Below are 10,837 nucleotides of genomic sequence, written 5' to 3'. Positions count from 1 at the left end.
GCGCGGCGGCCGGTGAGGGCGCGGAGACCTGTGACGGGGCGGGCGGGGCGCGCGCGACGCACGCCCCACCGGACGGGCACGAGACAGGCCCCGTGCCGACTCCCGAGGATCTGCGGGTGCGTGCGCAGGTGATCCTGCAGTATCTCGATCCCGATGGCGCGGAGCCCGCGGAAGACATCGCGATGCGAGCTCGGGGCGTGGTGCTCGCACGCGCCAAGGACGGCGTCATCCCGATCCGGGGCGCGCTGCTGCCCGAGGTCGCGGGGCAACTGCAGCGGATCTGGGACGCGTACCTGAACCCGAAGGTCGAGGGACCGCCGGTTCCCGGCGTCCACTTCGTCCCGTCCGCAGATCTCGATGACGCCTCCGCCGGCGACCTGCCGGTCTCTCCGGAGGACGACGCGCTCCCGTCCGGAGATGCCGGAGGGATGGTCGATGGGCGGAGCCGCGCACAGAAGCAGCACGATGCGCTCGCGGCAGCGCTGGGGATCGCGGCCCGCCACGACGACATGCCGCAGTTGGGTGGCGGCGCCCCGACCCTGGTGGTCACGGTCGCCGCCGAGGACTTCGCCCGAGGACGAGGCTGGGCGCAGGTCGAGGGCGTCGGCACACCGGTCTCGACCCGGGTCGCCGCGCACGCGGCCTGCGGCGGCACGGTGCAGCGGGTCGTCCTCGGGGCGGACGGGCGGATCGTCGGGCTCGGGTCGAGCGAGCGGATCTTCACGACCGCGCAGCGCCGCGCGATCAGTGCCCGAGATCGTGAGTGCCTCATCCCCGGGTGCCACGTCCCCGCCGCCTGGTGCGAGATCCACCACGTCGCGGAGCATGCCCGCGGGGGCCCGACCCACACCGACAACGGCGTCGCGCTGTGCTGGCACCATCACCGCACGCTCGACACGTCCGGCTGGCAGATCCGCATGCGAGGGGGAGTGCCGCTCGTGCGAGGGCCGGCCTGGTGGGATCCCGCGCGACGATGGCGCACCCCACCGCCGAGGGGGCCGCGCCCCGGTGCGGAGCCGCCGCACGCCCGCCGCGCGCGCATCCTTCGCGCGGAGACATCTGCGGCGCGCTCCGCGACAAGTGTCGTCGGAGGGGCCGACCGACAATGAGAAGAAGACCGGCGTCCGCGCCGTGACCCGCCGAAGGAGAGACACCGATGTCCGATTCCGCCGTTCCCGTAGCCGTCGACTCGGGATCCACCGATTCCGCCGCGTCCGCAGCCGCCGCTCTGCTCGACCGCATCCAGGCGCCGGAGGGTGCCGGCCGGGAGATCCCGGACGCCGCGACCCGGGAGGTCATCGGCCGCGCCCCCGTCGCGACGGTCGCCGACCTCGACGCTGCGATCGCCCGCGCCAAGGCAGCGCAGCCCGCATGGGAGGCCCTCGGACACGAGAAGCGCAGCGAACTCCTCCTGGCCGCGGCCGACGCGATCGACGCCAACGCGGAGGGCCTCGCCTATCTGCTGTCGCGCGAGCAGGGCAAGCCGCTCAACGGCCCGAACGCGCGCTTCGAGCTGGGGGCCTGCTCCGCGTGGCTGCGCACCAACGCCACCACCGTGCTCGAACCGCAGGTGCTGGTCGACGACGAGACCCTGCACGCCGAGCTCGTGTACAAGGCGGCGGGCGTCGTCGGCGCGATCGGCCCGTGGAACTGGCCCCTCATGATCACCATCTGGCAGATCGGGCCGTCGCTGCGCATGGGCAACACGGTCGTCGCGAAGCCCAGCGAGTACACCCCGCTGAGCGTGCTCGCGATGCTGGCCGTCATGAACGAGGTGCTGCCCGCGGATGTGCTCATCGGCATCTCCGGCGACCGCGAGGTCGGTGCGCGACTGGCCTCCCACCACGACATCGACAAGATCATGTTCACCGGCTCCACCGCGACCGGCCGCCGCATCATAGAGAGCTCCGCCGGCAACCTCGCCCGCCTCACCCTCGAGCTGGGCGGCAACGACGCCGGCATCGTGCTCCCCGGCACCGACGCCGCCGCGATCGCCGAAGACCTGTTCTGGGGTGCCTTCATCAACACCGGCCAGACCTGCGCCGCCATGAAGCGCCTCTACGTGCACGACTCGATCTACGACGACGTGGTGAACGCGCTCGCCGCGATCGCCGAGCAGGTGCCCATGGGCAACGGCCTCGACGAGGGCAACGTGCTCGGGCCGCTGCAGAACCGCCCGCAGTTCGACATCGTCAGCCGGCTCGTGGAAGACGCGAAGAGCCGCGGCGCCCGGATCGTCACCGGCGGCGAGCCCGCATCCGACCTCGGCGAGCTGTTCTACCGCCCGACGATCGTGGCCGACATCGACAACGACGCCGCGCTCGTGCAGGAAGAGCAGTTCGGCCCGGCGCTGCCCGTCATCCGCTACAGCGACGTGGACGAGGCGTTCGACCTCGCCAACGCGCTCGACGTCGGCCTCGGCGCGTCCGTGTGGTCGAGCGACCCCGAGGCCGCCCGCGAGGCCGCGTCGCGCATGCAGTCCGGCACCGTGTGGATCAACTCGCACGGCGGCCTGCACCCGATGGTGCCGTTCGGCGGCGTCAAGAGCTCCGGCTACGGTCTGGAGTTCGGCGTCGAGGGCCTCAAGTCGGTCGCGGTCACCCAGGTCGTGTCCGGCCCCGGGCGCAAGGCCTGACCGTGGCAGCCGAGAACCCGGGCGTGACCGAGGACCCGGGCGCGGCAGTGAACCCGGGCGCGGCCGAGGACCCGGGCGTGACCGTGAACCCGGGCGTGACCGAGGACCCGGGCGTGACCGTGAACCCGGGCGCGGCCGTGAACCCGGAGTCGGAGCAGCCCGCGATCCGGTCCGCGATCGTCGTGGGCGCCGGCACGTCGGGCGCGATCGTCGCGCGGCGCCTCAGCGATGCGGGCGTGGCGGTCACGCTGATCGAGGCGGGCGGCTACGACACCAACCCGGCCATCCACGACCCGTCCCGTGCGGGGGAGCTGTGGCACTCGGCCGAGGACTGGGACTTCTTCACGGTGCCGCAGCCTCATGCGGGAGGGCGTCGACTGCACCTTCCCCGCGGCAAGGTCACGGGCGGGTCGCACGCGCTCAACGCGATGATCTGGGTGCGCGGCGCCGCGTCCGACTACGACCGCTGGGACCGCGAGGGCGCCACGGGCTGGAGCTGGGCCGACGTGGAGCCGGTGTTCGCCGCGATCGAGAACGACCTGCTCCCGGTCACCGACGACTATCCGCTCTCGCCGATCCAGGCGTCGATCATCGAGGCGGCCGTGCAGGAGGGCCTGCCGCACAACCCGAACTACAACGGCGGTGTGCTCGACGGGGTCTCGCAGGAGCAGGTGACGATGCGCGACGGGCGCCGCGTGAACACGTGGACCGCGTACGCGCAGCCGATCGCCGAGCAGCTCACCATCCTCACCGGCCGCGAGGTGCACTCCGTGATCGTGCATGACGGCCGCGCGGTCGGCGTGCGGCTGGGCGAGGGGGAGGAGACGGAGGAGGTGCGCGCCGACGAGGTGATCCTCGCGGCAGGCGCGATCGGCACGCCGGTGATCCTGCTGCGCTCCGGCATCGGCCCGGCCGACGAGCTCGACGCACTCGGCATCCCCGTGGTGCTCGACGCGCCCGGCGTGGGCAGGAACCTGCACGACCACCTGCTGTCGCCCGTGATCTTCGCCACCGGGAAGAAGCCCGTCGGCCCGCCGCAGCCCGGTGTCTCCGTGACCCAGAGCCACCTGTTCTGGCGGAGCCGCGAGGGCCTGCCCGAACCCGACACCCAGCCCATCCACTTCTCCGTGCCGATGTGGGGCGAGCTGGAGCCGCGCGGCAGCGACGGCTTCACCCTCATGGCCGGTCTCGTCACGCCGTACAGCCGCGGGTCGCTCCGGCTCACCGGGCCGGGGCTCGCCGACCCGCCCGCGATCGACCTCGCCGCCCTCGAAGACCAGCGCGACGCCGACGCCCTCGCCGCCTCCGTGCGCCAGTGCCGCCGCATCGGCACCCGGCCGGCGCTCGCCGAGGAGTGGGGCGCGACCGAGGTCTACCCGGGGCCGGACGTGCCCGACGACGCGGTCGAGGACTGGGTGCGCCGCACCGCCATCACCTACCACCACCAGGTCGGCACGTGCCGCATGGGCTCCGACGCCGAGGCCGTGGTGGATCCGCAGCTGCGGGTGCGCGGCATCGACGGCCTCCGCGTCGTCGACGCCTCGGTCATGCCCACGGTCCCAACCGGCAACACGAACGCACCGGCCGCCATGATCGGGGAGCGCGGCGCGCGCTTCGTCCTGGCGGGCTGACGGGGGAGGGCGCGGTGCGATCAGCGGGAGGGCGGGGCGGCCGGGCGGCGCAGCATCGACAGCAGTGCGCCGAGCGCGTCGTTCAGCCGTCCGTCCCCCGCGGAGTCCGGCATCAGCACCGAGATCATCTGCCAGCCGGCGTTGCGGGACGCGATCTCGTTGACCGCCGTCTCGATGTCGACGTGGTCAGCCAGCTCGCCGTCGTCGCGCGCCTCGATCAGGCACTGGCGGAACAGGTCGCGCCAGTGCAGGTTGTTCACGCGGTGGATGCGCGTGACCTCCTCGTCCTGCGAGGCGTGGTCCCAGAATGCGATCACGACCTTCGCGTACAGCGGGCCGTTCGGGCTGTAGGGCAGGATCTCGCGGCACATGCGCTCCAGGGCCTCCAGCCCCCGCACGCCCTCGATGCGCGCGTGGATGCGGTCGTTCGCGAGCGTGTACAGCCGGAGGAACGCGGCGGTGAGGACGCTGCGCTTGTCGGGGAAGTACCGGGCGATCGCGCCGTGCGCGTACCCCGCCTCGGTCGCGATCTCCCGCATGGTGAGCTTGTCGAATCCCACCCGGATGATGACCTGTGTGGCGGCGTCGGCGATGTGGTCGCGGCGCTCGTCGTGGTCGACGATCTTCGGCATCGATATCCCCCTCTGCATCAACCCTCATCTGCATGACCTTTTTCGTCACCATTCGGTGACTAATGTAACCCGATCGTAACCGCAGCCCTGCAGGGCACGAGTACGATCTTTAAAATCACCAGCCGGTGACTAACTCGAAGAGGAGTTCTCCATGAACATGAATCGACTCGCACGACGGGCGGCCGGAGTGGTCGCCGCGGCGGGAGTGCTCGCGCTGGCCGCGTGCACGTCGTTCCCGGCCGACTCCGGCTCCGGCTCCGGCTCGGGCGCGGGCGGCGAGCTGACCACCCTCAAGGTCGCCACCATCGGACTCGTCTCCGACGGGGCGCTGCTGCTCGGACAGGAGCAGGGCTTCTTCGAGCACGAGGGCCTGGCGATCGAGACGTCGGTGGTCGCCAACCCGCCCGCGGGCCTCGCCGCCGCGCAGAGCGGCCAGGTCGACATCGCCTACGCCCCCAGCATCCCGCTGCTCAACGCGCTCGCGAGCGGGGTGCCGCTCAAGGTCGTGGCTCCCGCCGACGGTTACGTCGACGGCGCGGCCGACGCCGAGGACCCGGCCGAGGTCGACGACACCGGCCTCTACGCCTCCGCGGCGAGCGGCATCACCGACGTCGCCGACCTCGAGGGCGCGACCATCGCCATCCCCGCCCGCAAGGCGCAGCTGGAGGTCGTGATCACCGATGCCCTCGACCGCGCCGGCGTCGATCCCTCCTCGGTCGAGTGGGTCGTGCTCGACTTCACCTCCGCGGTCGCGGCGCTCAAGAGCGGCACCGTCGACGCGGCGGGCCTCGTGAGCCCGTTCACCGGCGAGGCCGCTGCGGCCGGGGCGACGTTCGTCTCCGCCCCGTCGGTCGGCTTCTTCGAGGAGGGTGCCGTCGGACTGTGGACCACGGGGGAGAGCACCCTCTCGGGCAAGGCCGATGCGATCGCCGCGTTCCAGCGGGCCATCGCCAAGAGCAACGCCTACGCGAACGAGCATCCGGAGGACGCGATCCAGGCCGGCATCGACGCCACCGGCTCGACGCTCACGGTCGACGAGGTCAAGCTCCCGTTCTGGCCCGCCGAGGTCGCCCCGATCGACCTCGAGCGCGTGAACGAGAAGCTCGGGAAGCTCGGCTTCCTGCCGTCCCCGGTCGACCTCGAGGGCGTCGTCGTCACCGCGGAGTGAGCACCATGACCCGTTCCCCCCTCGTCCCACCCCTCGTCGGAGCGGTCGGCGTCCTCGCGGCGCTGGCCCTCTGGGAGTGGTCCGCGACCGCCGGGCCCCTCGCCGACTCCCCGCTGCCGCCCGCGACCGCCGCGATCGGCGAGGCCGTGCGCCTGCTCGGCACCCCCGCCACCTGGACCGCGCTCGGCGACACCCTCACCATGGCGCTCGTCGGGCTCGTGCTCGCCATCGTGATCGGCGTGGTGCTGGGCGTCGCGATCGGCACCTCGCCGCTCGCGATGCACGCCACCCGCGTGCCCCTCGAGTTCCTCAAGCCGATCCCGCCGATCGTGATCCTGCCCGTGGTGGTGCTCGTGCTCGGGCCCACCCTGGGCATGGGGATCTTCCTGGTGTTCTTCGGCTGCTTCATCGCGATCGCCGTGCAGGCCTCCGCCGGCGTCTTCGACACCGATCCGGTGGCCAGGGCGACCGGGCGCTCGTACGGCATGGGGCGCGGCGAGATCCTCGGCCGCATCGTGCTGCCCAGCGCCCTGCCCTACATCGGCACCGCGATCCGCGTCGCGGCGCCCACCTCGCTCGTGGTCGCGGTCGTGGCCGGGCTGCTCGGCGGCGGACCCGGTCTCGGCCAGAGCCTGCTGCTGTCGCAGATCAGCGGCAACCAGGCGCAGCTGTTCGCCTACGTGCTCCTCCTCGGTGTGCTCGGACTGCTCGTGCAGGGACTGAGCCAGTGGGGCGAGCGGCGGCTGCTGCACTGGCACCCCCAGTACCGGAAGCAGGTCGTGTGATGACCCTGACCACCTCGATCCAGACCCCCTCGCGCCTGTCCAGGAGGCGCGGCCAGGGCGGCCTCCCGCGGGGCGTGCTGATCGGTGCGGAGATCGCCGTGCCGGTGCTGCTGCTCGTGCTGTGGTGGGTCGCCTCCGCAGCCTCGACCAACGCGTTCTTCCCGCCGCTGCAGGTGATCCTCCAGCGCCTGTGGCAGCTCGCGCAGACGCCGGCGTTCCTGGTCGACGTCGCCTCCTCGGTCGGCAACCTCGCGCTGTCGTTCGTGCTGGCGACCGTGATCGGCGTGCTGCTCGGCCTGGTGCTCGGGCTCATCCGTCCGCTCAGCTGGCTGGTGGAGCCGACCGTGCACTTCTTCCGCGCGATCCCGCCCGTCGCGCTCGTGCCGATCTTCGTGTCGCTGATCGGCTTCGGCACCGAGACCCGCATCCTCTCGATCACCCTCGCCGCGGTGTTCCCGATCCTCATCTCGACCATCGACGGGGTGCGCGCAGGGGAGCCGACGCTCGACATGGTCAGCCGCGTCTACCGGCTGACCGGCCCCGAGCGGCTGCTCTCCGTGATGCTGCCCGCCGCGGGGCCGCGCATCCTCTCCGGCATGCAGGTCAGCCTCATCACCGCGTTCGTCGTGATGATCGCGAGCGAGATGCTCGGCTCCTCCACCGGACTGGGAGCGGCGACCCTGCTCGCGCAGCAGTCGTTCGCGATCCCCGACATGTGGGCGGGCATCCTCGTGCTCGGCATCATCGGCTACGCCGCCACCGCCCTGTTCACCCTCTTCCGGCGCCGCGTGCTGCGCTGGTACATCGCCTCCCAGCAACAGGAGAAGAACGCATGACCACCATCGAGAGCGCCCCCGTGCGCCTGCGCGTCGACGGACTCGCCAAGTCGTACCAGACCCGCAACGGCCTCGTGCCGGTGATCGCCGACCTCACGTTCGACGTGCGCGCCGGCGAGGTGTGCTGCATCGTCGGGCCGTCCGGCATCGGCAAGACCACGCTGCTCAAGTGCCTCACCGGGCTCCAGGGCATCAGCGCAGGCAGTGCCGCGATCGACGGCGTGCCCATCGACGGCCCGCCGCAGGAGATGGCCCTCGTGTTCCAGGAGTACACGCGCTCGCTCATGCCGTGGCTCACCGTGGAGAAGAACGTGCGGCTGCCCCTGAAGCACCTGCGTCTGCCCGCCGCGGAGCGCGAGGAGCGGATCGGCGCCGCGCTCGCCGCGGTCGGCCTCTCCGGTGCCGAGGCGAAGTTCCCGTGGCAGCTGTCGGGCGGCATGCAGCAGCGCGTCGCCATCGCCCGGGCGATCGCCTACCGGCCCGAGGTGCTGGTGATGGACGAGCCCTTCGCCTCGGTCGACGCGCAGACGCGCTTCGAGCTGGAGGACCTGTGCCTGCGGATCCGCGAGCAGTTCGGCATGACCATCGTGATCGTCACCCACGACATCGACGAGGCCGTGTACCTGTCCGACCGCGTCGTGGTGCTCGGCGAGCGGCCGGCCAAGGTCACCGAGATCATCGACATCGACCTCGGCCCGCGCGACCAGCTGACCACGCGGGCGCTCCCGGCGTTCGCTGAGCTGCGCACGCGCATCTTCGAGCTGATCCGGAGGGCCGGCTGAATGGCGGCCGCAGACGCCCGCGGCTATGAGGGCTTCGAGGGCACGGCGGCGGAGTTCACGTCGGAGTCGGAGCCGTGGTGGCCCGAGCCGCGGCGGGCGCGGGCGGGGGCGCCGAACGTGATCGTGATGCTGATCGACGACCTGGGTTTCAGCGACCTCGGCCCGTTCGGCAGCGAGATCGACACGCCCCACATCGACGCCCTCGCCGACGACGGCTGGGTGTTCACGAACTACCGCACCGCGCCGATGTGCTCCCCGGCGCGGGCGGCGCTGCTCACCGGGCTCAACCCGCACCGCGCGGGGTTCGGGTTCGTGGCGCACGTCGACCCCGGCTACCCCGGCTTCTCGTGCGAGCTGCCCGCGGCGGCCCCCACTCTCGCGGAATCGCTGCGCGCCGGCGGCTACGCGACCTTCATGGTCGGCAAGTGGCACCTGACGCTGGAGTCGCGGCTGCACGACGGCGCCGACCGCCGCACCTGGCCGCTGCAGCGCGGGTTCGACCGGTACTTCGGGAGCATGGACGGCTTCACCTCGCTGCACCACCCGCACCGGCTCGTGCAGGACAACTCCGTGGTGGACGTGCGGGAGTTCCCCGACGGGTTCTTCCTCACCGACGAGCTGACCGACCGCGCGATCGGCATGATCGACGACCTGCGCGTGAACGAGCCCGACCGCCCCTTCTTCCTCTACTACGCGCACACCTCGGTGCACGGGCCGATCCAGGCCAAGGAGGCCGACATCGAGAAGTACCGCGGCCGCTACGAGGACGGCTGGAACCGGATGCGCGAGCAGCGGTTCGCCCGGCAGCGCGAGCGCGGCATCGTGCCCCCGCACGCCGAACTGCCGCCCGACCCGCTCGCCGACGGCGCGAGCATCCCCGCGTGGGACGCGCTCGACCCCGAGGAGCAGCGCCTGTTCGCCCGGCACATGGAGGTGTACGCGGCCGCGGTCGACGAGATCGACCAGAGCGTGGGGCGGCTGCGCGCGCGCCTGGAGCGCAGCGGCGAGTGGGACAACACCCTCGTGGTGCTCGCGAGCGACAACGGCGGCACCGCGGAGGGCGGCCCGACGGGCACCCGCAGCTACTTCGCCCAGTTCGGCGCCTCCGGGGCGATGCCCGACGGCTGGGTGCGCGACGTGCCGCGCGACGTGGACGACATCGGCGGCCCGCGGCTGTTCGGGCAGTACCCGACCGGCTGGGCACGCGTGTCGAACACGCCGTTCCGCTCGTTCAAGGCCACGACCTACGAGGGCGGGGTGCACGCGCCGCTGATCGTGTCGTGGCCCGACGCCCCCATGACGGGCGGCCTGCGCGATCAGTTCGTGTTCGTGTCGGACCTCGCCCCGACGATCCTGGAGCTGTGCGGCGTGCCCCCGCTCGACGAGCGGCACGGACGGCCGGCACTCGAGATGGACGGCGGCAGCATCGCGTCCGTGCTCGCCGACCCCGCGGCCGACGGCCGGGAGGCGCAGTACTTCGAGTGCGTCGGACGGCGGGCGATCGTCGAGGGCGGCTGGAAGGCGCTGTCGACCGTGCCCCCGACGCGCGACGAGGGGCCGGAGGGCGGGGTGTGGGAGCTGTACGACCTCGCCGCCGACCCCACCGAGACCCGCGACGTGGCGGCCCTGCACCCGGAACGCGTCCGGGCCCTCGCGGCGCGGTGGCACGCGGAGGCCTGGCGCAACACCGTGTTCCCGCTCGACGACGAGGGCGCCCTGTTCCGGCTGCGGCCCGACACCGAGGAGCCCCTGTCGGCTCCGGTCGACCTCATCCCGTTCCGCCCCCCGCTGGAGCGGTTCCGGTCGTCCAAGCTCACCGTGCTGCGGTCGTTCCTGGTCGAGGTCGACGTGCTCGTGCGCGACGATGCGGCGGGCGTGATCGTGGCGCACGGCGACCAGGGCGGCGGTTACCTGCTCGCGCTCGACGACCGCGCGCCGCTGCTGGCGTACAACGCGTACGGGGCGATGCACCGGGCGGACGGCCCCCGGCTCGCTCCGGGGTCGCACGAGCTGCTGCTGCGCGTGGACGAGCGGCCGGGACTGCGGTGGCGGGTCGCGCTCGACGTGGACGGCGCCGAGGTCGCCCGCATCGACGACGTGCCGATGCTGCTCGGGATGGCGCCGTTCACGGGCATCAGCGTCGGCTACGACTACGGCGGCCCGGTCGACTGGGAGCTGCACGAGCGGCACCGTTCCTTCCCGTTCCGCGGCGGTGAGCTGCGGCGGGTGCGCTACGTGCCCGGACAGCGGTCGACGCATGACGCGACAGAGCTGCGAGCCGTCGGACGGGCCGTGCTGGCGGTCGCCGACTGACCGGGACCGCGGTCGGCGCCGGCGTCTGAGGGGTCGCCGGCGCCGACCGCACCGG

At 72.5% G+C, this 10,837-nt stretch carries 9 protein-coding genes; 8 read left to right on the top strand and 1 reads right to left on the bottom strand.

Annotated features, from left to right (window positions below):
- The 3 genes from DW309_RS15220 to DW309_RS15210 all read left to right on the top strand — a co-directional run.
- Positions 1-1,109 (top strand): HNH endonuclease signature motif containing protein (locus DW309_RS15220; protein WP_205812807.1); only part of this gene is annotated, 1,109 nt, incomplete at its 5' end.
- A 47-nt stretch (positions 1,110-1,156) separates the two neighbouring features.
- On the top strand, positions 1,157-2,635 hold the full coding sequence (locus tag DW309_RS15215; RefSeq protein WP_240753256.1) for an aldehyde dehydrogenase family protein: 1,479 nt from the start codon (positions 1,157-1,159) through the stop codon (positions 2,633-2,635).
- Between the two features lie 164 nt (positions 2,636-2,799).
- Positions 2,800-4,266, top strand: coding sequence for a GMC family oxidoreductase (locus DW309_RS15210; protein WP_136029156.1), 1,467 nt, complete (start codon positions 2,800-2,802; stop codon positions 4,264-4,266).
- A gap of 20 nt (positions 4,267-4,286) precedes the next feature.
- On the opposite strand, the gene DW309_RS15205 is transcribed toward DW309_RS15210, so the two are convergent.
- Positions 4,287-4,898, bottom strand: coding sequence for a TetR/AcrR family transcriptional regulator (locus DW309_RS15205; RefSeq protein ID WP_136045854.1), 612 nt, complete (start codon positions 4,896-4,898; stop codon positions 4,287-4,289).
- A gap of 151 nt (positions 4,899-5,049) precedes the next feature.
- Between DW309_RS15205 and DW309_RS15200 the strand changes: the two genes are divergently transcribed.
- The 5 genes from DW309_RS15200 to DW309_RS15180 are packed head-to-tail and all read left to right on the top strand — an operon-like array spanning position 5,050 to position 10,782.
- Positions 5,050-6,066 (top strand): ABC transporter substrate-binding protein, encoded by a 1,017-nt coding sequence (locus DW309_RS15200; protein ID WP_136045853.1) that lies wholly within the window; start codon positions 5,050-5,052, stop codon positions 6,064-6,066.
- Positions 6,067-6,071: 5 nt separating this feature from the next.
- Complete coding sequence (locus DW309_RS15195; protein ID WP_136029132.1) at positions 6,072-6,851, top strand: ABC transporter permease; 780 nt, start codon at positions 6,072-6,074, stop codon at positions 6,849-6,851.
- The gene (locus DW309_RS15190; protein WP_136045852.1) at positions 6,851-7,687 is read left to right on the top strand and encodes an ABC transporter permease; all 837 of its coding nucleotides are present in this window, start codon (positions 6,851-6,853) and stop codon (positions 7,685-7,687) included. The genes DW309_RS15195 and DW309_RS15190 overlap by 1 nt, the downstream gene beginning before the upstream one ends.
- Positions 7,684-8,469, top strand: a complete 786-nt coding sequence (locus DW309_RS15185) for an ABC transporter ATP-binding protein (protein ID WP_136045851.1) — start codon at positions 7,684-7,686, stop codon at positions 8,467-8,469. The genes DW309_RS15190 and DW309_RS15185 overlap by 4 nt, the downstream gene beginning before the upstream one ends.
- Complete coding sequence (locus DW309_RS15180) at positions 8,470-10,782, top strand: arylsulfatase (protein WP_136045850.1); 2,313 nt, start codon at positions 8,470-8,472, stop codon at positions 10,780-10,782.
- The last annotated feature ends 55 nt before the right edge of the window (positions 10,783-10,837 follow it).

Origin of the sequence: Microbacterium sp. K41 (assembly GCF_004794395.1) — a bacterium.
Classification (GTDB): domain Bacteria; phylum Actinomycetota; class Actinomycetes; order Actinomycetales; family Microbacteriaceae; genus Microbacterium; species Microbacterium sufflavum.
Note: the sequence above shows the minus strand (reverse complement) of the source record. Positions and strands in the feature narration are given on the sequence as shown.